The sequence below is a fragment of the Streptomyces yokosukanensis genome (assembly GCF_001514035.1).
GTDB lineage: Bacteria > Actinomycetota > Actinomycetes > Streptomycetales > Streptomycetaceae > Streptomyces > Streptomyces yokosukanensis.
Map to the genome: position 1 here is coordinate 125,969 of NZ_KQ948215.1, position 21,978 is coordinate 147,946.

The 21,978-nt window shown below is 70.8% G+C and carries 22 protein-coding genes and 2 tRNA genes; 13 read left to right on the forward strand and 11 right to left on the reverse strand.

Features of this window, described 5'->3' with window-relative positions:
• The first annotated feature begins 39 nt into the window (after positions 1-39).
• Positions 40-831: a sulfite exporter TauE/SafE family protein gene (locus AQI95_RS24940; RefSeq protein WP_067127941.1), complete on the forward strand. Its 792-nt coding sequence runs from the start codon at positions 40-42 to the stop codon at positions 829-831.
• A gap of 17 nt (positions 832-848) precedes the next feature.
• On the opposite strand, the gene AQI95_RS24945 is transcribed toward AQI95_RS24940, so the two are convergent.
• Positions 849-1,661: an HAD-IIA family hydrolase gene (locus AQI95_RS24945; RefSeq protein WP_244188844.1), complete on the reverse strand. Its 813-nt coding sequence runs from the start codon at positions 1,659-1,661 to the stop codon at positions 849-851.
• A 71-nt stretch (positions 1,662-1,732) separates the two neighbouring features.
• Here AQI95_RS24945 and AQI95_RS24950 point away from each other — a divergent pair, with 71 nt between their 5' ends.
• Positions 1,733-2,479: a cobalt-precorrin-6A reductase gene (locus tag AQI95_RS24950; RefSeq protein WP_067127942.1), complete on the forward strand. Its 747-nt coding sequence runs from the start codon at positions 1,733-1,735 to the stop codon at positions 2,477-2,479.
• 67 nt (positions 2,480-2,546) lie between these two features.
• Here the strand turns inward: AQI95_RS24950 and AQI95_RS24955 are convergent, their stop codons facing one another.
• The 3 genes from AQI95_RS24955 to AQI95_RS24965 all read right to left on the reverse strand — a co-directional run bounded on the left by AQI95_RS24955 (position 2,547) and on the right by AQI95_RS24965 (position 6,113).
• Positions 2,547-4,634: an MDR family MFS transporter gene (locus tag AQI95_RS24955; RefSeq protein WP_067127946.1), complete on the reverse strand. Its 2,088-nt coding sequence runs from the start codon at positions 4,632-4,634 to the stop codon at positions 2,547-2,549.
• Positions 4,635-4,725: 91 nt separating this feature from the next.
• Positions 4,726-5,499, reverse strand: a complete 774-nt coding sequence (gene cobF, locus AQI95_RS24960; RefSeq protein ID WP_107121742.1) for a precorrin-6A synthase (deacetylating) — start codon at positions 5,497-5,499, stop codon at positions 4,726-4,728.
• Between the two features lie 98 nt (positions 5,500-5,597).
• On the reverse strand, positions 5,598-6,113 hold the full coding sequence (locus AQI95_RS24965) for a DUF309 domain-containing protein (RefSeq protein WP_067127952.1): 516 nt from the start codon (positions 6,111-6,113) through the stop codon (positions 5,598-5,600).
• Positions 6,114-6,218: 105 nt separating this feature from the next.
• Between AQI95_RS24965 and AQI95_RS24970 the strand changes: the two genes are divergently transcribed.
• Positions 6,219-6,292, forward strand: a tRNA-Pro gene (locus AQI95_RS24970).
• Positions 6,293-6,412: 120 nt separating this feature from the next.
• Here the strand turns inward: AQI95_RS24970 and AQI95_RS24975 are convergent.
• The 3 genes from AQI95_RS24975 to AQI95_RS24985 are packed head-to-tail and all read right to left on the reverse strand — an operon-like array spanning position 6,413 to position 9,599.
• Positions 6,413-7,300, reverse strand: a complete 888-nt coding sequence (locus tag AQI95_RS24975) for a carbohydrate ABC transporter permease (RefSeq protein ID WP_067127955.1) — start codon at positions 7,298-7,300, stop codon at positions 6,413-6,415.
• A complete protein-coding gene (locus AQI95_RS24980) occupies positions 7,297-8,277 on the reverse strand; it encodes a carbohydrate ABC transporter permease (RefSeq protein ID WP_067127959.1) in 981 nt (326 codons plus the stop codon). The genes AQI95_RS24975 and AQI95_RS24980 overlap by 4 nt, the downstream gene beginning before the upstream one ends.
• 8 nt (positions 8,278-8,285) lie before the next feature.
• Positions 8,286-9,599 (reverse strand): ABC transporter substrate-binding protein, encoded by a 1,314-nt coding sequence (locus tag AQI95_RS24985; RefSeq protein ID WP_067127962.1) that lies wholly within the window; start codon positions 9,597-9,599, stop codon positions 8,286-8,288.
• A 717-nt stretch (positions 9,600-10,316) separates the two neighbouring features.
• Here AQI95_RS24985 and AQI95_RS24990 point away from each other — a divergent pair.
• The 5 genes from AQI95_RS24990 (at position 10,317) to AQI95_RS25010 (ending at position 14,597) form a co-directional block, all read left to right on the forward strand.
• A complete protein-coding gene (locus AQI95_RS24990) occupies positions 10,317-11,336 on the forward strand; it encodes a sugar ABC transporter substrate-binding protein (protein ID WP_067127967.1) in 1,020 nt (339 codons plus the stop codon).
• Positions 11,336-12,412: an ABC transporter permease gene (locus AQI95_RS24995; protein ID WP_067127970.1), complete on the forward strand. Its 1,077-nt coding sequence runs from the start codon at positions 11,336-11,338 to the stop codon at positions 12,410-12,412. Before AQI95_RS24990 ends, AQI95_RS24995 begins: the two co-directional genes overlap by 1 nt.
• 4 nt (positions 12,413-12,416) lie before the next feature.
• Positions 12,417-13,328: an ATP-binding cassette domain-containing protein gene (locus AQI95_RS25000; protein WP_067127972.1), complete on the forward strand. Its 912-nt coding sequence runs from the start codon at positions 12,417-12,419 to the stop codon at positions 13,326-13,328.
• A gap of 2 nt (positions 13,329-13,330) precedes the next feature.
• On the forward strand, positions 13,331-14,239 hold the full coding sequence (locus AQI95_RS25005) for a sugar phosphate isomerase/epimerase family protein (protein WP_067127975.1): 909 nt from the start codon (positions 13,331-13,333) through the stop codon (positions 14,237-14,239).
• A 163-nt stretch (positions 14,240-14,402) separates the two neighbouring features.
• Positions 14,403-14,597, forward strand: coding sequence for a hypothetical protein (locus AQI95_RS25010; protein ID WP_067127978.1), 195 nt, complete (start codon positions 14,403-14,405; stop codon positions 14,595-14,597).
• A 76-nt stretch (positions 14,598-14,673) separates the two neighbouring features.
• Here the strand turns inward: AQI95_RS25010 and AQI95_RS25015 are convergent, their stop codons facing one another.
• Together AQI95_RS25015 and AQI95_RS25020 are read right to left on the reverse strand one after the other, a co-directional pair.
• Positions 14,674-15,678 carry a Gfo/Idh/MocA family protein gene (locus AQI95_RS25015; protein ID WP_067127980.1) on the reverse strand — a complete coding sequence of 335 codons (1,005 nt, stop codon included), beginning with the start codon at positions 15,676-15,678 and terminating at the stop codon, positions 14,674-14,676.
• A gap of 51 nt (positions 15,679-15,729) precedes the next feature.
• Positions 15,730-16,533: an SDR family oxidoreductase gene (locus AQI95_RS25020; protein WP_279617024.1), complete on the reverse strand. Its 804-nt coding sequence runs from the start codon at positions 16,531-16,533 to the stop codon at positions 15,730-15,732.
• 206 nt (positions 16,534-16,739) lie between these two features.
• Between AQI95_RS25020 and AQI95_RS25025 the strand changes: the two genes are divergently transcribed.
• Positions 16,740-17,771, forward strand: a complete 1,032-nt coding sequence (locus tag AQI95_RS25025; protein ID WP_067127984.1) for a LacI family DNA-binding transcriptional regulator — start codon at positions 16,740-16,742, stop codon at positions 17,769-17,771.
• Between the two features lie 9 nt (positions 17,772-17,780).
• Complete coding sequence (locus AQI95_RS25030) at positions 17,781-18,419, forward strand: poly-gamma-glutamate hydrolase family protein (RefSeq protein WP_067127987.1); 639 nt, start codon at positions 17,781-17,783, stop codon at positions 18,417-18,419.
• Between the two features lie 47 nt (positions 18,420-18,466).
• Here the strand turns inward: AQI95_RS25030 and AQI95_RS25035 are convergent, their stop codons facing one another.
• Positions 18,467-19,627 (reverse strand): Gfo/Idh/MocA family protein, encoded by a 1,161-nt coding sequence (locus AQI95_RS25035; protein ID WP_067127990.1) that lies wholly within the window; start codon positions 19,625-19,627, stop codon positions 18,467-18,469.
• Positions 19,628-19,759: 132 nt separating this feature from the next.
• Here AQI95_RS25035 and AQI95_RS25040 point away from each other — a divergent pair, with 132 nt between their 5' ends.
• Positions 19,760-20,767: a LacI family DNA-binding transcriptional regulator gene (locus AQI95_RS25040; RefSeq protein WP_067127993.1), complete on the forward strand. Its 1,008-nt coding sequence runs from the start codon at positions 19,760-19,762 to the stop codon at positions 20,765-20,767.
• On the opposite strand, the gene AQI95_RS25045 is transcribed toward AQI95_RS25040, so the two are convergent.
• On the reverse strand, positions 20,757-21,101 hold the full coding sequence (locus tag AQI95_RS25045) for a cupin domain-containing protein (protein ID WP_067127996.1): 345 nt from the start codon (positions 21,099-21,101) through the stop codon (positions 20,757-20,759). The genes AQI95_RS25040 and AQI95_RS25045 overlap by 11 nt on opposite strands.
• A gap of 131 nt (positions 21,102-21,232) precedes the next feature.
• Here AQI95_RS25045 and AQI95_RS25050 point away from each other — a divergent pair, with 131 nt between their 5' ends.
• The gene (locus AQI95_RS25050; RefSeq protein WP_067128572.1) at positions 21,233-21,748 is read left to right on the forward strand and encodes a hypothetical protein; all 516 of its coding nucleotides are present in this window, start codon (positions 21,233-21,235) and stop codon (positions 21,746-21,748) included.
• Positions 21,749-21,891: 143 nt separating this feature from the next.
• Positions 21,892-21,968: transfer RNA gene (locus AQI95_RS25055), tRNA-Pro, on the forward strand.
• Positions 21,969-21,978 lie beyond the last annotated feature (10 nt).

Consider the following 21,978-nt stretch of genomic DNA (forward strand, 5'->3'; position numbering starts at 1 on the left):
TACGCCGGAGACTTGTCAGGACATAAGATCGGTCTCCGCATGAACACGATGACGCTCTGGCACATATCCGGCTGGGAGTTCGCCGCGCTCGCCTTCGCGGCCCTGCTCGTCGGCTTCTCCAAGACCGCGGTGAGCGGCGCCAACACGGTGAGCCTCGCGATCTTCGCGGCCGTCCTGCCCGCCCGCGCCTCCACGGGCGTGCTGCTGCCCCTCCTGATCGCCGGCGACGTGCTCGCCGTGCTCACCTACCGGCGGCACGCCCACTGGCCCACCCTGTGGCGGCTGTTCCCGGCCGTCGCGGTGGGCGTCGTGGTCGGCACGCTCTTCCTGGTGTGGGCCGACGACGGGGTCGTACGGACCTCGATCGGCGCGATCCTGCTGCTGATGGCCGGCGTCACGCTGTGGCGGCGGCGCCGGACGGAGAGCGTGAAGAGCGGGGACGCGACGCACGAGCCGGACGCGGTGACGAGCCGGGCGGGCCGGATGAAGGCGCGCTCGTACGGCGTGCTCGGCGGGTTCACCACGATGGTCGCCAACGCCGGCGGCCCGGTGATGTCGCTGTACCTGCTGTCCGCCGGCTTCCGCAAGCTCGGCTTCCTCGGCACCTCCGCCTTCTTCTTCCTGATCGTGAATGTGACCAAGGTGCCGTTCAGCGCCGGCCTCGGTCTGATCGACGGACGCTCGCTGCTCCTCGACGCCGCGCTCGCGGTGTTCGTCGTGCCCGGCGCGCTGTTGGGCAAGTGGGCTGTGAACAGGATCAACCAGCGGCTCTTCGAACAACTCGTGATCGCGGCGACCGTCGTGGGCGGGGTCCAACTGCTCCTGCGCTAGCCCGCCACCCTGCCGCGCTACGACAGCCCCAGCAGCGCCGGGAGGTCCGCGAAGGAGTCCAGGACGTGGTCCGGGGCGCCGCTCGCCCGCTCCAGGGCCCGCGGCACGAACTTGCCCGTCCGGACCAACACCCCGGTGATGCCGAGCCGCTGGGCCGCCAGGACGTCGTACTCGATGTCGTCCCCGATCATCAACGCCTGCTCCGCGCCGACCCCGAGACGGCCGAGGGCCGCTTCGAAGAACGCCCGCGACGGCTTCCCGGTGACCTCTGCCTCGACCCCCGCGGCAGCCTCCAGGCCCGCGAGGAACGCCCCCGCGTCCAGTCGGAGCCCGTCCTCCGTCCGCCAGTACAGGTTGCGGTGCATGGCGACCAGCCGCGCGCCCCGCTGGAGCCTGCCGAAGGCCCGATCGAGCGCCTCGTAGCCGAACTCCGGTCCGGCGCCGCCGAGCAGCACGACGTCCGGGACGTCTCCGTCGTCGTCGCCGACGAGCGTGATCCCCTGCAGATCCGCCCTGACGTCCCCGCTGTTCAGCAGCGCGACGCGGGCCCCGGCCAGATGGACCGCGGTGGCCGCGGGGGCCGTCAGGATGTCCTCGGCCCCCACCGGGAACCCCGCGCCCGCGAGCGTCGCGGCGATGGACGCCCGGGACCGGGAGGTGGTGTTGGTCACCAGGACCACCCCCAGCCCCGACTCCCGGACGGCCCGCAGTGCCGCCACCGCACCCGGCAGCGGCTTCCACGAGACGGTGAGCACACCGTCGATGTCGATCAGCACGGCACGCACGGACCCCGGAACCTCCACGACCTCCCTGCCCTCCATACCTTCCATCGCCCTCCGTGACCGGGGCCGTCGCGACCCGGACGCCGGGCCAGCCCGTACGACCTCGTACGCTCACCCCCATGCCCGCACACGTCCTGATCCTCGGCGGCACCACCGAGGCCCGCCGCCTCGCCGCCGATCTGGCCGCCCGGCCCGGCGTCCGGGTCACCACGTCGCTGGCCGGCCGGGTCGCACGGCCGGGCGCGGTGGCCGGCGAGGTACGGATCGGCGGTTTCGGCGGCGCGGAGGGTCTCGCCGACTGGCTGCGCGCACACCGGGTGGACGCCCTGGTCGACGCCACCCACCCCTTCGCCGCGGCCGTCACGGCCAACGCGGCCCGTGCGGCGGCGGCCACCGGAGTGCCGGCGGTGGTGCTGCGCCGCCCCGGCTGGCGGCCGGGCCCCGGCGACCGCTGGTACGACGTCCCGTCCCTGACCGGGGCCGCCGAGGTGCTGCCCGGCCTCGGCCGGCGGGTGTTCCTCAGCACCGGGCGCCTGGGGCTCGCGGCCTTCGCCGGTCTCACGGATCTGCGCTTCGTGGTCCGCTCGGTGGAGCCGCCCGAGCCGCCCGTGCCGCCGGACACCGTAGTGATCCTCGCCCGCGGCCCGTTCACGGTGGGCGAGGAGACGGAGCTGCTGCGCGCGCACGGGATCGAGGTCCTCGTCACCAAGGACAGCGGCGGCGAGGCGACGGCCGCGAAACTGACCGCCGCGCGGGAACTCGGGCTGCCCGTGGTCGTCGTACGGCGCCCGCCGCTGCCGCCGGGCGTGACGGCGGTGCCCGACGTGGCGGGCGTGCTGGAGCGGCTCGGCCTCGGCCCGGCGTGAGGCCCCCCGCCCGACCCGCCCGGTCCTCCCGCGCGCGGCGCCGGGTCCCCGGCCCGCCCGCAATCGCCTAGGCGGCACTGGGTTCCGGCTCCGGTTCCGGCGAGGAGGTCCGCTGGGGCAGGCCGTTGCCGAGGTCCTCCACCAGCAGGCGCTTGGCGATCGTGTCGACGGCCGCCCGCAGGTCGGCGCCCGCCGGGTGGCCGATGTCCCGCTGCACCCGGTCCTCCAGCCAGGTGCCCCACGCCTTGCCGATCACCTCGGCCTCCCGGCGCCCGGCCGGGGTGTGCGAGAGCAGGGAGCCGTCCCGGGTCAGATAGCCCTCGTCGACCATGCGGTCGAAGACCGGCAGCAGCACCTCCGGCGGAAGACGGCGCCGGTTCGCGATCAGCCCGAGGCTCGCGTGCCCGACCAGCCGGCTCAGCAGCTCGACCTGCATCACCGCCCAGGCACCGGCCACGTCGAGCCGGGTGTCGGACTCGCGGATGATCCGGCGGGCGGTGTCCAGGTCCGTGCCGCCGAGGATGTTCGCGACGGCCGCCTCCAGCACCCGCTGCGAGTCGGGACCGTGCGGGGAGGCGAAGCCCTCGCCCATGTCGGTGGAACCGAGGCGGGCGCTGTCGCGCAGCTGCACCTGCTTGAGGAACAGGGCCACCAGGAAACCCAGCCCCGCGACCGGCACGGTCCACAGGAACACCGTCTGGATGGTGCGGGCGTAGGCCTCGATGATCGGGGCGGCGACGGGGGAGGGCAGCTTGTGCAGGCCCACGGGGCTGGTCGCGGCCCGGCTCACCGTCGCAGGATCCACGCCTCCGGCCCCGACCGCCGCGCCGATGGCGTCCTTGAGCTTCGGGGCGAGCGTGTTGGTGTAGATCGTGCCGAACACGGCCGTGCCGAACGAGCTGCCCAGCGTACGGAAGAAGGTCACCCCGGAGGTCGCGGTGCCGAGGTCCGCGTAGTCCACGGTGTTCTGCACCGCGATGGTCAGCACCTGCATGGACAGGCCGATACCGACACCCAGCACGAACATGTACACGGACTCCAGCGCGACTCCGGTACCCGGCCCCATCAGCGACATCAGATACAGCCCGACACCCATCACGAGCGAGCCCACGATCGGGAAGATCCGGTACTTGCCGGTCTTGCTGACCACGTTCCCGCTGAAGATGGAGGCGATCAGCAGGCCGAACACCATCGGCAGCGTCCGCACACCGGAGATCGTCGCCGAGTCGCCGTCGACGTACTGCAGATAGCTCGGCAGATACGTCATCGCGCCGAGCATCGCGAAGCCGACGATGAAGCTCAGCACCGAGCACACCGTGAACACCGGATTGCCGAACAGCCGCATCGGCAGCATCGGTTCCCGCGCCCGGGTCTCCACCCAGCAGAACAGCCCGAGCGCCACCGCGCCGCCCACGAACAGGCCGATGATCGTGGCCGAACCCCACGGGTACTCGTTGCCGCCCCAGCTCGTCGCGAGGATCAGCGCGCTGGCGCCGATCGCCACCAGGGCGATGCCCAGGTAGTCGATGACCGGCCGGGACGCCGACTTCACCACCGGGATCGTGCGCGCCGCGGCGGCCACCACGAGGACCGCGATGGGCACGTTGACATAGAACGCCCACCGCCAGGACGCGTGGTCGGTGAACAGCCCGCCGAGGAGCGGCCCGATGACCGTCGCCACGCCGAACACCGCGCCGATCGCGCCCTGGTACTTGCCGCGCTCGCGCAGCGGGATGACGTCCGCGATGAGCGCCATCGCGGTCACCATCAGCCCGCCCGCGCCGACCCCCTGCACCGCCCGCCAGACGATGAGCAGCGTCATGTTGGTGGCGAGGCCGCACAGGAACGAGCCGGAGATGAACACGATCGCCGAGACCTGGAAGACCACCTTGCGGCCGAACAGGTCGCCGAACTTGCCGACCAGCACGGTCGCGACGGTTTCCGCGAGCAGATACGAGGTGACCACCCACGACATGTGCGCCGCGCCGCCCAGGTCCGACACGATCGTCGGCAGCGCCGTGCCGACGATCGTCTGGTCCAGGGCCGCGAGCAGCATGCCCAGCACGATCGTCACGAAGACGACGTTGCGCCGCCGGGCGTCCAGCACGGGAGGCTGTGCGGCGTCGGGCCGTACGGGTTCCTCGGTCACGGTCACGAGGTCACGATCACACGGGTGGACCAGTGCCGCATGCGGGGCGGTCCGCCCGGGTGCCGCCCCTACCCCTCCCCCTACCGATCGCCGGGGTTCACTGCTCGCCCGGGTTCCTGCGCAGAAGATACGTGTCCATGATCCAGCCCTTGCGCTCGCGCGCCTCGGCCCGCACCCGCTCGATGCGCGGACCGGCCTCGGCGATCGGGCCGGAGAGCAGGATCTCGTCCGCAGTGCCGAGATAGGCGCCCCAGTAGATGTCGATGTCGTCCTCGGCGTACTTCCGGAACGCCTGGTGCGCGTCCAGCATCACGACCACGTCGTCCACGTCCTCGGGGAAGCCCTCGGCCAGCCGCCGCCCGGTGGTGATCTGCACCGGCCGGGCCACCCGGTTCAGGCCCGTGCGATGCCGGGCGACCAGCGCGGAGACGCTGCTGATACCGGGTATGACGTCGTACTCGAAGGCGACCGAGCCGTGGGCCAGCACCTCCTGCAGAATCCCGAGCGTGCTGTCGTACAACGCCGGATCGCCCCACACCAGGAAGGCACCCGTGCCGTCCTCGCCCAGTTCCTCGGCGATGAGCCGTTCGTAGATGCCCGCGCGGGCACTGCGCCAGTCCTCCACGGCCGGCGAGTACGCCGACCCGCCCGCCTTGCGGTCCCGCTCCGGGTCACGGGCCTCCACCACCCGGTACGACCCCTGCGGCAGATGCGTGTCCAGCATGTCCCGGCGCAGCTGGGTGAGATCGCTCTTCACCTCGCCCTTGTCGAGCAGGAAGAACACATCCGTGCTCCGCAGCGCCTTGACGGCCTGCAGGGTCAGCTGCTCGGGGTCGCCCGCGCCGATACCGATGACATGAATCTTTCGCACGCCCCGAGTCTGCCGCATGCCACTGACACCGCGTCCGTCGGCTCCGCCCGGGGCGCCGCCGGGCCGGTTCGGGCCCGTATCCCGGCGGGGGGACGGAGTCAGGCCTGCGGCCCGCCGAGTCGGGGCGCCTCGGTACGCGCGTCCACCGGGCCGCAGCCGCCCGTCACCCGCTCCGCCAGCTCCCGCGCCCACGGGGCGAGCCCCGGCAGGTCCATCCCGTACGGCCGGTCCGTGCCGTGGGCCGCCGCCCACTCCTCGACCACGTCCGCGCCCCGCCGCAGCAGGCGCGTCCCGCCGACGGTGTTGCCGCGGGCGGCGTGGGTGAGCCCGACCGCCAGCTGGGCCAGGCCGCGCCACAGGGCGCGTTCGTCCTCGGGGCCCGACTTCCAGGCGTCCTCGAACACCTCGTGCGCGTGGAACGGCTTTCCCGCGTCCAGCAGCGCCTGCGCCTCGGCGACCGACTCCCGCGGCGCCCTCACGACCCCCTCCGGCTGCCGGGGGACGCCCTGCGCGCCGTACGGCAGCGGCCGCCCGAGCCCGTCCCGGGGCCGGGCGTTGCGCGCCCGACCCTCCGTGTCCCGGTCCCTGGCATCCGATGCGTCCGCGTTCGTCATACCGCCGATTGTCCCCCGCCCGGCCCGGTCCTCTTTCGGCCCACCCCCGCGCGTGGGGTAAAGTGCTGTCTGCGCGATCACGCGGGTCACCGCGAGTGAGCGCATCGGGACGTGGCGCAGCTTGGTAGCGCACTTGACTGGGGGTCAAGGGGTCGCAGGTTCAAATCCTGTCGTCCCGACAGGGAAACACAGCACGACCGAGGGGCCGTACCGGAACATTCCGGTACGGCCCCTCGGCGTTCGAGCAGCAGCCTCCTCATGAGGCCGCACTGTCTTGTGGACCTTCTTCCCGTGCGTGGTCAGCCCTTGTTGGAGCCCAGGGTCAGACCGCTGACGAACTGGCGCTGGAGCGCGAAGTAGACGACCAGCGTCGGGATCGCGGTCAGCAGGGAGCCCGCGGCGACCAGGTTGGGGTCGGTGAAGTACTGGCCGGAGAGGTTGTTCAGGGCCGACGTGATCGGCATGTTCTCGCCGGTCGAGATCAGGACGAGGGCCCAGAAGAAGTCGTTGTAGATCCAGATCGACAGCAAGGTGGCCAGGGCCGCCATCGCCGGCTTGCACAGCGGCAGCGTGATCTGCCAGTACAGCCGCCACACCGAGGCGCCGTCGACCAGCGCGGCTTCCGTCAGCTCGTGCGGCAGCGAGCGCATGTAGTTGCTCAGCACGAACGCGCAGAACCCCGACTGGAACGCCACATGGATGAGGACCAGGCCGAGCGCGGAGTCGTACAGCTTGCCGCTCGCCGTGATGCCCGGCAGGTTCGTGAGCAGGTACAGCCGGTACAGCGGGGTGATGATGACCTGCTGCGGCAGCAGGTTGCCGGCGGTGAAGACCAGCAGCAGGGCCAGGTTGAGCCGGAAGTCGAAGCGGCTGACGTAGAAGGCGACACAGGAGGACAGGAACAGGGTCAGCAGTACGGCCGGTACGGCGATGACCAGCGTGTTCCCGAAGTAGTGCAGCATGTCGGACTGCTGGAAGGCGTTCGTGAAGTTCGTGAGGCTGAGCTTGTCCGGCCAGGAGACGTAGCCCTTGGCGCTGGTCTCGCTGTACGGCCGCAGCGCCGAGAAGATCGCCCACAGCAGCGGGGCCAGCCACGCCAGCGCCGTGCCCGCGAGGAAGACGTGCAGCAGGATCCGGGCGGGGCGGATCGGGGCGCGGCGCTTCAGCGGGAGAGTGGTGCTGCTCATGCGCGCCGCTCCTTCCGGAAGGTGGCGATCAGATACGGGATGATCACCGCTAGGGAGATCACCAGCAGGACGACGGCGATCGCGGAGCCGTAACCGATACGGCTGGACTCGCCGATGATGTTGTTGGTGACCAGGATCGACAGCAACTCCGTGCCCTGGGCGCCCTTGTTGAAGACGAAGACCAGGTCGAAGGCGCGCAACGCCTCGATGATGGTGACGACCAGGACGACCGTGTTGGTCGGTCGCAGGGTGGGGAAGATGACGCTCTTGAACGTCTGCCATTCGCCTGCCCCGTCCAGCGCGGCTGCCTCCCTGAGCGAGGGGTCGACGCTCTTCAGTCCGGCCAGGTACAGGATCATCATGTAACCCGTGTGCCGCCAGGACGCGGCGATGAGGACCGCCCACAGGTTCAGATGCGGGTCGCCGATCCAGTCGATGTAGTGGCCGGGCTTGTTGGCGCCGATGATGCTGTTGATCAGGCCGGTGTCCGGGTTGTAGACGAGCTGCCAGACGAAACCGATGCAGGCCATCGAGATGACGACCGGCAGGAAGAACGCGGTCTGGTAGACCCGGCTGAAGCGGATCCGCTTGTCCAACTGGACGGCGAGGAACAGGCCGAACGGCGTCGGGATCAGGATCAGCACCACGAACCAGATGACGTTGTGCTCGACGGCCGGCCAGAACTGCGGGTTGTCGTTGAAGAGTTGCTTGAAGTTGTCGAGGCCCACCCACTTGATCGAGTCGAACCCGATGCCGTCCCAGGTGGTGAAGGCGAGGAAGATCGAGGCGATGGCGGTGACCCAGACGAGGGCCACGTGCAGGATCGTCGGCACGCCCGCCATCAGGGCGAGCGTGATCCGGTCACGGCGGGTCAGCAGGCGCCGACGGCTCTGCGGGACCCGCTTCTTCGCGGGCGTGTGCCCCGGCGGCGGCACGGCGGCCGCCTCCGGGGTCTTCGTCGTCGTGTCGGTCGTCATGGATGCGCTCACTCGGACGCGAAGATCGTCTTCTTCTGGCGTTCGATGGACGACAGCAGGCTGTCCACGCCCTTGGGGTTCTGCAGGAACTTCTGCAGTCCGGGCTGCATCACCGTGGAGGTGAAGTCGGGCCGGGAGTCGCGGTCCATGAACTGGGTGAGGCTCTTGGCACCCCCGATCATGTCGAACGCCTTCTTCTGCAGCGCCGAGTACGCGGAGGTGGCGGCCTTGTCGGAGGCGGCGACCACGCTCGGGTCGGTCTTCAGGTACAGCTCCTCGGCGGCCGGGGTGCCCAGGTACTCCAGCAGCTTGACCGCACCGGCGTGGTTCTTCAGGGACTTGCTGAGCATGAAGCCGTCGGTCGGCGCCTCGACCGTGTCCTGGCCGTACGCGGAGTTGATCTCCGGGAAGGGGAAGAAGTCGAGGTCGTCCAGATCGGTCTTGTCGGTGAACTGCTGGGCCACGAAGGAGCCGAGGAGGTACATGCCGGCCTTCTTGGCGACCAGCGTCTGCGCGGCGTCCTGCCAGGTGCGGCCCATGAAGCCGTCCTGGTGGTAGGGGAGCAGCTCGCTCCAGTGATCGAAGACGGCCTTCACCTTGGCGTCGGTCCAGGAGGCCTTGCCCGCCATCAACTGCACATGGAAGTCGTAGCCGTTGAGGCGGAAGTTGATCTGGTCGAAGGTGCCCATCGCCGGCCAGGCGTCCTTGTCGCCGAAGGCGAGCGGGACCAGGCCGTCCTTCTGCATCTGCTTGCACAGGGCGACGAGTTCGTCCCAGGTGGTGGGGATCTTGTAGCCGTGCTGCTGGAAGACGCTCTTGCGGTAGAAGATCGCCCAGGGGTAGGTCGTCAGTGGCACGAAGTAGTACTTGCCGTCCTCGCCCTTGCTGAGCTTCTTCATCGCGTCCGGGAAGTTGCCCCCGATCTTCTGCCACACGTCGTCGATCGGTGTGGCCAGCTTCTTCGCCGCGAAGAACTGCATGCGGTAGCCGGCGAACCAGTTGAACACGTCGTCCGGCGTGCCCTGCAGATACGAGTTGATCTGCTCCTGGAAGGTGTTGTGGTCCTTCGTGTTCACATCGACGGTGATGCCGGACTGCTTCTTGAAGTCCGCGTAGACGGATTCGAACGCCTTTTTCGGCACGGCGTCCGAGGCGTTGGAGCCGAGCGTGACGGTCTTGGGGTCGGAGGAGGAACCGCTGCCTCCGCAGGCGGACAGCAAGGGGATGCCCGCACCGGCGAGGAGGGCGGCACCGCCCGCTCCGCGCAGCAGCGAGCGACGGCTGGGACCCGGGACGGAAACACCGGCGGGGGAGAGGCGCATGGCGGCTCCTGAGGAATACAGGGCTCGGTCAAGGGGATGAGTTGATCACCGAAAGGTCGTCGAAACCGCTCAGAAACCAACTCGACCGAACATCGTGGGCGTAATAACAGCCCCAAGTCCGCTCATGCGTCAATAGGTCGGCCTCCACTGGACTGTCTCTTGCCCGAAACGTAATCGTCATCGTTACCTGCGTGTTCGCCGCATCGCGCGGCCGACGGTCCGCACGGTGCGGGCGGCCGCGGGGGCTGTGTGAACACGGGTGGTTCCGCTTTCGGTTCTGACCAGCGGTTCAGGTTCCGGTGGGCGGCGTTCAGGCCCTGACGGGCGGACGATCCCGGCGGACCGCATGCGGTGGAGACCCGTCGACTCCAGCCGCTCCATGGGGAGTTCGAGCCGCGCGGTCGGCGGAATGGCCGCACGGGAACGCCGCCGGCCGGCCGTGCGGCACCCGGGTGGTCGCGGTCCGGGGCGACGGCGGGCGCGTCGAGTGCGTGATCACCCGGTGCCGTTCGCTGCCGGGTGCGGTGTACTGGGCTCATGCCTCTCAGGCGTAGGTCCGGGAAGGTGAAGGTGGCCATAGTTTGTACTTACATTCGGACCTGCTTGTGAAATGATGTCTTAACAAAGTATTGACAGCGGGCTCGCCAAGGACTTGTATCCCGTCCCAACGCAACTGCGTCCCTTCCCCCGTCGCACGCACAGTGAGGTGCAGGAAAGATGGACCGCTCTTCTCCCTCCCGCTCCCGGAGACTGGCCCCGGTCGTGGCCGTCGCCGCCGCGGCCGCCCTGACGCTGACGAGCTGCGCCAGCGCCCACGGCGGCAAGAAGGCCGAGGAGGCGGCACAGAACGCCTCGGTGGGCAAGGCCAACACCCCGCGGATGACCGTCGCCCTGGTCACGCACCAGGCCCCGGGCGACACCTTCTGGGACACCGTCCGCAAGGGCGCCGAGGCCGCCGCGGCCAAGGACAACGTCAAACTCGTCTACTCCGCCGACCCGAACGCGGGCAACCAGGCGAACCTGGTGCAGAACGCGATCGACCAGAAGGTCGACGGCATCGCCGTCACCCTGGCCAAGCCGGACGCCATGAAGAGCGTCATCGGCAAGGCGGAGCAGGCCGGCATCCCCGTGGTGGGCCTGAACTCGGGACTGAACGACTGGCGCAAGCTCGGCCTGCTGGAGTTCTTCGGGCAGGACGAGAGCGTGGCGGGCGAGGCGTTCGGCGACAAACTGAACACCACCGGTGCCAAGAAGGTCGTCTGTGTGATCCAGGAGCAGGGCAACGTGGGCCTCACCCAGCGCTGCGACGGTGTGAAGAAGACGTTCAAGGGCACGACTGAGACGCTCTACGTGAACGGCACGGACATGCCCTCCGTGCGCTCGACGATCACGGCGAAGCTCAAGCAGGACAGCTCCATCGACACCGTCGTCACCCTCGGTGCCCCCTACGCGCTCACCTCCGTGCAGTCGGTGGGCGACGCGGGCAGCAAGGCCAAGGTGGCCACCTTCGACCTGAACAAGGACCTGGTGAAGGCGGTGCAGAACGGTTCGATCGAGTTCGCGGTCGATCAGCAGCCCTATCTGCAGGGCTACCTGGCGGTCGACGGACTGTGGCTCTACAAGAACAACGGCAACTACAGCGGCGGCGGGGTGCAACCGGTGCTGACCGGCCCGGCCTTCGTCGACAAGTCCAACGTCGACAAGGTCGCCGAGTACGCCGCGAAGGGGACCCGGTGATGGGCATGGGGCAGCAGGCTGAGCCGGCCCTGGGCAGACCGCCGGCGCCCGGCCCCAAGGAGAGCGACGGCCGTACCGCCCGGCGCCCGCTGGCGCTGCGGCTGCTGGCCCGCCCCGAGGTGGGCGTCTTCCTCGGCGCGGCCGCCGTACTGGTCTTCTTCCTGATCGTCGCGCCCTCGGTCCGCCAGGGCAGCTCGATGGCCACGATCCTCTACCAGTCCTCGACCATCGGGATCATGGCGCTGCCGGTGGCCCTGCTGATGATCGGCGGCGAGTTCGACCTCTCCTCCGGCGTCGCGGTGATCTCCTCGGCGCTGACCGCGAGCATGCTCAGCTACCAGCTGACCCTGAACGTGTGGACCGGTGTGATCGTCGCCCTGGCCGTCTCGCTGGCGATCGGATTCTTCAACGGCTGGATGGTGGTCAAGACCGGCCTGCCCAGCTTCCTCATCACCCTGGGCACCTTCCTGATCCTGCAGGGCGTGAACCTGGCCGTGACGAAATGGGTCACCGGCAACGTCGCCACCGACGACATCAGTGACATGGACGGCTTCGCCCAGGCGAAGAAGATCTTCGCGTCGTCGTTCGACGTGGGCGGGGTCCAGGTGAAGATCACGGTGGTGTGGTGGCTGGTCTTCGCGGCGCTGGCCACCTGGGTGCTGCTGCGCACGAAGTACGGCAACTGGATCTTCGCGGTCGGCGGCGACAAGGACTCCGCGCGGGCGGTGGGCGTGCCGGTGACCTTCACCAAGATCTCGCTGTTCATGCTGGTCGGGTTCGGCGCCTGGTTCGTCGGCATGCACAACCTGTTCTCCTTCAACACCGTGCAGTCCGGTGAGGGCGTGGGCCAGGAACTGATCTACATCGCCGCGGCCGTGATCGGCGGCTGCCTGCTCACCGGCGGCTACGGCTCCGCGGTCGGCCCGGTCTTCGGCGCGTTCATGTTCGGCATGGTCAACCAGGGCATCGTCTACGCCGGCTGGAACCCCGACTGGTTCAAGGCCTTCCTCGGCGTGATGCTCCTCGGCGCCGTCCTGATCAATCTGTGGGTCCAGCGCACGGCGACCCGGAGGTAGAGCGATGACTGACAAGACAACCGGATCGCACGGCGCCGTCCTCCAGGACGCCGCACCCCAGCAGGACGGCCCGCTCGTCGAACTGCGCGGCGCGGGCAAGTCCTACGGCAACATCCGCGCCCTGCACGGCGTCGACCTGGAGGTCCACTCCGGCCAGGTCACCTGTGTGCTCGGCGACAACGGCGCGGGCAAGTCCACCCTGATCAAGATCGTCTCCGGGCTGCATCAGCACACCGAGGGCGAATTCCTCGTCGACGGCCGCCCGGTACGCTTCTCCACCCCGCGCGAGGCCCTCGACCGCGGTATCGCCACCGTCTACCAGGACCTGGCCACGGTCCCCCTGATGCCGGTGTGGCGGAACTTCTTCCTCGGCTCGGAGATGACCAAGGGCCCCTGGCCGGTCCGCCGGCTGGACATCGCCCGCATGAAGACCACGGCCGACCAGGAACTGCGCAACATGGGCATCGTCCTGGACGACATGGAACAGCCCATCGGCACCCTCTCCGGCGGTCAGCGCCAGTGCGTGGCCATCGCCCGCGCCGTCTACTTCGGCGCCCGCGTCCTGATCCTGGACGAGCCCACCGCCGCCCTCGGCGTCAAACAGTCCGGTGTGGTGCTCAAATACATCGCCGCCGCCCGCGACCGCGGCCTCGGCGTCATCTTCATCACCCACAACCCCCACCACGCCTATATGGTCGGCGACCACTTCAGCGTCCTGCGCCTGGGCACCCTCGAACTCTCCGCCGCCCGCAGCGAGGTCAGCCTCGAGGAACTGACCAACCACATGGCCGGAGGCGCCGAACTCGCCGCCCTCAAACACGAACTGGCCCAGGTGCGCGGCGTCGACACCGACGAACTCCCCGAAGAGAGCGACCTCACCGCCCCCGTCGCGCACTCCCCGGAAGGAACCCCCTGACCATGGCCACCCCCACCCCGCTGGACCGCATCCGGGTCGGCTCGGCCCCCGACTCCTGGGGCGTCTGGTTCCCCGACGACCCGCAGCAGGTGCCCTGGGAACGCTTCCTCGACGAGGTCTCCGAGGCCGGCTACGACTGGATCGAACTCGGCCCCTACGGATACCTCCCCACCGACCCCGCGCGGCTGCGCGACGAGGTGGCCCGGCGCAACCTGAAGGTCTCAGCGGGCACGGTCTTCACCGGCATGCACCGGGGCCCGTCCGTCTGGGCGCAGACCTGGGCGCATGTCAGCCAGGTCGCCTCGCTCACCCGGGCGACGGGCGCGCGGCACCTGGTCGTCATCCCCTCCTTCTGGCGGGACGACAAGACCGCCGAGATCCTGGAGCCGCCGGAGCTGACCGCCGAGCAGTGGGCGCACCTGACCAAGGGCATGGAGCGGCTCGGCCACGAGGTCAAGGAGACGTACGGCCTGGACATCGTCGTCCACCCGCACGCCGACACCCACATCGACACCGAGGACCACGTCGAACGCTTCCTGGACTCGACCGACACGGACCTGGTCAACCTCTGCCTGGACACCGGGCACTACGCCTACTGCGGCGGGGACAGCGTCAAGCTCATCGAGACCTACGGCGAGCGCATCGGCTATCTCCATCTCAAGCAGGTCGACCCGGACATCCTCGCCGACGTCGTCGCCCACGAGGTGCCGTTCGGGCCGGCGGTGCAGCGCGGCGTGATGTGCGAACCGCCCTCCGGCGTGCCCGAGCTGGGCCCCGTCCTGACGGCGGCGCAGCAACTCGGCGTGGAGCTGTTCGCCATCGTCGAGCAGGACATGTACCCGTGCGAGCCGGACAAGCCCCTGCCGATCGCGGTCCGCACCCGCAGGTTCCTGCGCTCCTGCGGGGCCTGAGCGAACAGCCGAGAGGGGCCACGCGTCGGCGTGGCCCCTCTCGGCGTGCCCCCGTTTCCTGCGCAACCGCGACGGATTCGGACCGGGGGCGGCCGGGAACCAACCCGGGGCACACGAGCGTTGTCGACGATGACGGGGGACGCCCGTGAGACGGGAGGACGAGATGACGCAGCGCAGGGAACCCCGCGAGAGCGCACAGGACACCACGGACGCGGCGCTTGTGCGGCGCGCCCGCTTCGGCTCACTGCCCGAGCGCATACGCCCGCAGGACACGGTGGAGACCAGCCCGGCGACCACACCGGACCCGGCACGGGACACGTACAACCCCGACGAGTGGCTGGTGCGCTACTGCCTCTGAGCCGCTCGGCGGACCTCGCCGGCGAAAGGGAGCACGGCGGGGTACGGCGGGACGGCCGCCGTACCCCGCCGCGATGTCAGGCCCGCCGGACCTCCGCGAGGGTCACCGGACGGTGCTCGTGCAGCGACAGGGTGCAGGCCTCGGCGATCCAGCCGGCCTCGAGGGCGTCCTCGACGGTGCAGGGGGAGGGGCGGGTGCCGGCCACGACCTCGGTGAACGCGGTGAGTTCGGCCCGGTAGGCCTCGGTGAAGCGGTCCATGAAGAAGTCGTGCGGGGTGCCGGCCGGGAAGGTCACCCCCGCTTCGACCGAGCGCAGCGGGAGCTTGTCGTCCAGGCCCACCGCGATCGAGTCCCGGAAGCCGTGCAGCTCCATGCGGACGTCGTAACCGCGGGCGTTGTGGCGGGAGTTGGATACCACGGCGATCGTGCCGTCGTCCAGCGTGAGGATCGCGCCGGTGGTGTCGGCGTCGCCCGCCTCCTTGATGTAGTCGGCGCCCCGGTTGCCGCCGACCGCGTACACCTCGGCGACCTCACGGCCGGTCACCCAGCGGATGATGTCGAAGTCGTGCACGGAGCAGTCGCGGAAGATGCCACCGGACGCGGCGACGTACGCGGCAGGCGGCGGCGCCGGGTCCAGCGTCGTGGAGCGGACCGTGTGCAGCGCGCCCAGCTCGCCCGCCCGGACGGCGGCGCGCGCGGCGGCGAAACCCGCGTCGAAGCGGCGGTTGTAGCCGATCTGGATCGGCACGTCGCGCTCGCGCACGGCCTTTTGCACCTCGATCCCCTCGGCCATGGTGCGGGCGACCGGCTTCTCGCAGAAGACGGGGACACCTGCCTGGACGCCGGCCAGGATCAGCGCCGGGTGGGCGTCGGTGGCGGCCGCCACCACGATGCCGTCCACCCCGGCGGCCAGCAGGGCCTCCGGCGAGTCCGCCACCTCGGCCCCGAACCGCTCGGCGGCGGCCTTGGCCGCGTCCGCGAACGGGTCGGTGACGACGAGCGACTCGACGGCATCCAGTCCGGAGAGGGTCTCGGCGTGGAAGGCGCCGATGCGGCCGAGGCCGAGGATTCCGATACGCATGAGGGTGTGAGGCTCCTTGCCGTTCTTGCCGTGACGAGCTGAGAGGGAGGTTCAGTCGAGGCCGCCGAGCACGTTCTGGTCCCAGTCGATCACCGACCCGGTCACCACACCGGAGCGGTCGGACAGCAGGAACACCACGAAGTCGGCGATCTCGTCCGGTTGGCCCAGCCTGCCCATCGGCAGCTTCGCCGCCGCCTGCTCCCGCCAGTCGTCACCGGCTCCGTGGAAGGCGCGCTGGGTGGCGTCCTCGCCCTCCGTGGCCGTCCAGCCGATGGTCAGGCCGGATCCGGTCCCCGCGGTGGGCGTGCGCCGCGATGGGGGGTCCCCCGCGCGAGCCTGATTCGAGCGTGGGGGAGGGTCAGGCCCACGAGGCCCGCCTTGGCGGCGACGTACGGCGCCAGGAACGGCTGACCGCCGTGCGCCGAGGAGGTGAATGTTGACGATCGTGCCGGGCGCCTTGCGGGCCACCATGTCGGCGACGGCCGCCTGCATCGCGAAGAACGGAGCCCTGAGGTTGATCGCGACATGCGCGTCGAACAACTCCGGGGTCGTGTCCAGCAGCGTGCCGCGCGAGGTCAGCCCCGCCGAGTTCACCAGAGAGTCGATCCGGCCGCAGCGGTCCACGACCTCGGCGACCGCGGCCTTGGCCTGGTCGGTGTCCGCGAGATCGGCGCGCACGAACAGCGCCGTGCCGCCGGCCGCCGCCAGCTCGGCCACCAGCGCCTCACCCGGCTCCGTACGACGCCCGGTGACAGCCACGACGGCGCCCTCGCGGACGGCGGCCCGCGCGATGGCGGCACCGACGCCCTGGCTGCCTCCGTTGACCAGGACGACCTTGTCGTCGAGAAGTCCCATGACCTGCCCCGACCTTCCTCAGCTCCTCGCCCGCGCCCTCGCCCGCGCGCCGCGGCAGCACCGGGAGCACCGCGTTCGCCACGGCCTCCCCTGCCCGCGATCACGGCATTCGGCCGCGAGAGCGACGCAGCCCTGTCATTCTTGTCAGTACAAACCCCTCGAACAACCGGCAGCAGGCCATCAAAAACCCCTCAAGGAGCCGGGCCATGGGCCACCCCTTCCCGATCCGCGAGATCGCACGTCAGGCAGGTCTCAGCGAGGCCACCGTGGACCGGGTGCTGAACGGCAGGGGAGGGGTGCGCGAGAGCACCGCGCAGGAGGTGCACCGGGCCATCGCCGACCTCGACCGGCAGCGCACCCAGGTGCGGCTGGTGGGCCGTACGTTCATGGTGGACATCGTGGTGCAGGCGCCCGAGCGGTTCTCGACCGCCGTGCGCGCCGCCCTGGAGGCCGAGCTGCCCTCCCTGCACCCGGCGGTGGTCCGCTCCCGCTTCCACTTCCGTGAGACCGGACCGGCCGCCGAGCAGATCAGGACGCTGGACCGGATCGCCCGGCGCGGCTCCCAGGGCGTGATCCTCAAGGCGCCGGACGTCCCCGAGGTCACCGCCGCCGTGGGCCGGCTCACCGCGGCCGGCATCCCGGTCGTCACCCTCGTCACGGACCTGCCCGCCAGCGGACGGATCGGCTGTGTGGGCAGTGACAACCGCGCCGCCGGTGCCACCGCCGCCTATCTGATGGGCCAGTGGCTCGGCGACCGGCCCGGCAACGTCCTCACCAGCCTCAGCAGCGGCTTCTTCCGCAACGAGGAGGAGCGCGAGATGGGATTCAGAAGCGTGATGCGGTCCCGGCACCCCGAACGGACCCTGGTGGAGATCGCCGAGGGGCAGGGCCTGGACGCCACCCAGTACGACCTCGTCCGCGCCGCCCTGCAACGGGACCCGGAGATCCGGGCCGTGTACTCCATCGGCGGCGGCAACGACGCCACCCTGCGCGCCTTCGCCGACCTCGGCCGCACCTGCGCGGTGTTCATCGCCCACGACCTCGACCGCGACAACACCCGGCTGCTGCGCGAGCACCGGCTGTCCGCCGTGCTCCACCACGATCTGCGCCAGGACATGCGGGAGGCCTGTCACCTCGTCATGCGGGCGCACGGTGCGCTGCCCCCGGCCGCCCCCGCGCCGCCGTCCGCGATCCAGGTCGTCACGCCGTACAACATGCCCGCGCCGACGGACGGCTGAGGGGACGCGATGGTACGCACCGAGCAGGTGGAGATCGAGGGCGTCGCGCTGGTCGCGACCCTCGTACCGGGAGATGGGATCGGGCTGCTGGCACTGCACGGCAGCAACGAAGGAGGCACCGCCGAACTCGCCGGGACCGTCGCGCGCCGCTGCGGCGCCACCAGCCTCGTCTTCACCCAGCCCGGCTCCCGGCGGCCCGTCCACATCCGCTCCCCGCTCATGGCGGCCGACCACTGCGCGCTGCTGCGGGAGTTCCTGGAGCGGGTGTCCCTCACGGTCTCCCTGCACGGCCATATGCGCCCCGAGGCGACGCACACCGTCTTCCTCGGCGGCGGCAACCGGCCCGCGGCCCGCACCCTCGCCGAGGCGTTCGCCGCCAAGGCCCCGCGGTTCCCGGCCGTCACCGACCTGGCGGCGATCCCGGCCGCCCTGCGCGGCGTACACCCCAGAAACCCGGTCAACCTCACCCGCCTCGCCGGAGTCCAGGTGGAACTCCCCCTGCTGGCCCGCACGAGCGGCGCCACCGACATCCCCCCGGACGAGGTGACCGACGCACTGACGGCAGGCGTGAAACTGCTGGGTGGCGCGGTACCGGGAACGAGTGCGGGGGACGGCGCGACCGGTCAGGACTCCGCCGCCGACGCTTGACGGCGCACCGCGGCACGTCCGGCGGCGCCACCGGCGGACAGCTCGCGTCAGCCGGCCTCCACATCCACCCACGCCCGCCGCTCGGCGGCCAGCGCCATCGCGTCGAGCACCGCCGCACTGCACACCGCGTCCGTGAGCGTCGCGCCGTACGCCGTGCCCTCGGCGACGGAGCGTACGAAACGGTAGGCCTCGATGACCTTCAGGTCGTCGTAGCCCATCGCGTTGGCCGCGCCCGGCTGGAACGCGGCGAACTCCCCGGCGCCCGGTCCGACGTACACCGTGCTCACCGGCTGGTCCTGGTAGGTCGTGCCCCGACTCACCGCCAGCTCGTTCATGCGCCGGAAGTCCCAGGAGACGGCCCCCCTCGTGCCGTGCACCTCGAAGCCGTAGTTGTTCTGCTCGCCGACCGAGACCCGGCAGGCCTCCAGTACCCCGCGGGCGCCGGAGGCGAAGCGCAGCAGGCAGTTGACGTAGTCCTCGTTCTCGACCGGACCCCGCTCGCCGCCCGTGGCGAGGGTGTGGCCGGCGGTGGCGCCGGCCGGACGGGCGCGCTCCGGGAGGAAGACCGCGGTGTCGGCGGTCAGTGCGACGATGTCCCCGAGCAGGAAGCGGGCCAGGTCGGCGCCGTGCGAGGCCAGATCGCCGAGCACCCCGCTGCCGCCGCGCGCCCGCTCGTACCGCCAGGTCAGGGCGGAGTCCGGATGGGCCGCGTAGTCGCTGAACAGCCGGATGCGGACATGGGTCACCGTGCCGATCCCACCGGAGGCGATCAGATCGCGGGCCGCCTCGACGGCGGGCGCGTTGCGGTAGTTGAAGCCGACCGTGCCCTGCACACCGGCCGCGGCGACCGCGTCGGCGACCGCGCGGGCGTCCCCCGCGGTCAGCCCGACCGGCTTCTCGATCCAGAGGTGCTTGCCGGCCTCGGCCATCGCCACGCCGATCTCCCGGTGCAGGAAGTTCGGGGCGGTGACGCTCACGGCCCGCACCCGGGGGTCGGCGGCCACCTCCCGCCAGTCGCGGGTCGCGGAGGCGAACCCGAACTGCCCCGCGGCCTCCTCGGCCCGCCCCGGCACCTCCTCGGCGACGGTGATCAGCCGGGGGCGCAGCGGGAGGTGCGGATAGTGGTGCGGCAGGCGCGCGTACGCCTGGGTGTGCACCCGGCCCATCCACCCGAACCCGACGACGGCGACACCCAGCTCATCCACCATGACAGCCCCTCCTGGGCATAGTGGACCGGCCCATTGGACCGGTCCATGTTGTGTCCAGGCCACCTTTGTGCGGACATGGGCAGCGTGTCAACCCTTTGACAGGGCGGCACGCCGCATGGAACGGTCCATGCCATGAAACCGCCGACGATCCGCGATGTGGCCGAACGGGCCGGAGTGTCCAAGTCGCTGGTCTCGCTGGTGCTGCGCGGCTCGGGTCCGGTGAGCCCGGAGAAGCGGGAGGCCGTGCTGCGGGCCGTGCGGGAGCTGGGCTACCGGCCCAACGCGGCCGCGCGCAGCCTGAGCGAACACCGCACCCGCACGGTCGGCGTCCTCCTGGACGACCTGCGCAACCCCTGGTTCGTCGACCTCCTCGACGGCCTCAACTCCCTGCTGCACACGGCCGGTCTGCACATGCTGCTCGCCGACGCCCGGCTGAACCGGCGGATGGGGCACGACCTCGCCGAACCGTTTCTGGACCTCGGCGTCGACGGACTGGTGATCGTCGGCACGGTCCCCGGCGCGAGCGGGCTCGGCGCGCTGGCGCGGCGGCTGCCGGTGGTCGTGGCGGGTGCCCGCGAGCCGCAGCCGCAGGGCGTGGACGTCGTCGCCGGGGACGACGAGCGCGGGGCCCGGCTCGTCACCGAGCATCTGCTCGGCCTCGGCCACCGCCGGATCGCCCACCTCGCGGGTTACGGTGCGGTCGGCGCACTGCGCCGGCGCGGTTTCGAGGCGGCGATGCGGGAACACGGCGCCGAACCCGTCGTGGAGCCGGGCGATCTGACCGAGGAGGGCGGCTACCGGGGGACCGTACGTCTGCTGAGCCGGCCCGAGCGGCCGACGGCGCTCTTCGCCGTCAACGACATGGCCTCGGTGGGGGCCCTCTCGGCGGCCGAGGAACTCGGGTTGCGCGTGCCCCGCGACGTGTCGGTGGCCGGATACGACAACACCAGCATCTCCCGGCTGCGGCACGTATGGCTGACCACCGTCGACACCGCCCCGCACGAGCTGGGCCGGCGCGCGGCCCGGCTGCTGCTCGACCGGTTCGAGCGGCCGGACGGCGAGGCGCACCTGCACCTCGCCGTGCCGACCCTGGAGATCCGGGGGACGACGGCGCCGCCCGGCGCCGGCCTCACAGGTTGATCGCGTACGCCTTGCGCAGCGTCTCGTGCACCGTCCACGTCGTACGGTCGCCCGCGCGCAGCACCGCCAGGTCGCCCGGCCCCACCGTCAGCGTCGGCCCGCCGTCGACCTCGATCGTCGCCGAACCGCTGATCACCACGAACAGCTCGTCCGCCTCCGTGTCCGTGACCACGCCCGGCGTGATCTGCCAGATCCCGCGGATCTGCCGCCCGTCCGGCGACTCCCAGACGACCTTTCCGGTGACCTCCGGGTTCCCGGAGACGATCTGCTCCGGGTCGAGGGGCTCGGGTTCCAGGGCGGCGTCGGGGATGTGAGTTGCGAAGCTGTGCGTCATACGGCGAGCCTAGCCAGCGCCCCGGGCCCGCCGCCGTCGACAGAGTGTGGGGCATCGGGGCTGGTGGGAGGACACTTCGTCGGTCGGCGGCTGACTGGCGGACCGGCATGCCCCGGGTGATCGTGGGGAACATGGCTGACTCCCCGGCGGCCGGCACGGCACCGCCCCGGCATCAGGACACACGCGAGGCCGTGCTGTTCGGCGGGGTCTACGGCTCCGTGCTCGCCAGCTCTATGGTGGCGGCGCTCACCCGGTACGGGCACACGTCCGCCGAGGTCCGCGGCTACGACGCCGCCTGGATCCTGGTGACCGCGCTCGCCTCCGCCCTCGCCCACGGTTACGCCCACTACATCGCCGAGCGGGCCCCGCACCGCCGCTGGGACGTGCTGCGCGCGCTGCTGGACGAGTGGCCGCTGGTGACGGCCGTGCTGCCGACGGTCTTCCTGCTGGCGGGCGCCCGCTGGGGCTGGTGGCCGGCGAACGGCGTGGAGTACGCGGCGTTCGCCCTCAACATCCTGATCCTCTTCGTGCTCGGCCTGCTCACCGCCCGCTGGTCGGCGCGGAGTTGGCCCACGGCGGTCCTGATGGGGCTCGGCGACGCGCTGCTCGGCATGATCGTGGTGGTGGCGAACGCGCTCATCAAGTAGGCACCGGGCCGCGCCGGGCGTCGTACGCCACCGGCCGCCCCCACGCCCGGCCCCGCTCCGCCTGGCCGCGACACGGGCACCCGCTCAGGTGCGGTAGGGTTGACCTGCGTGATCACACGGGAACACCCCGTGCGCGACCGCAACGGGACGTGGCGCAGCTTGGTAGCGCACTTGACTGGGGGTCAAGGGGTCGCAGGTTCAAATCCTGTCGTCCCGACCAGCTTCTTGCC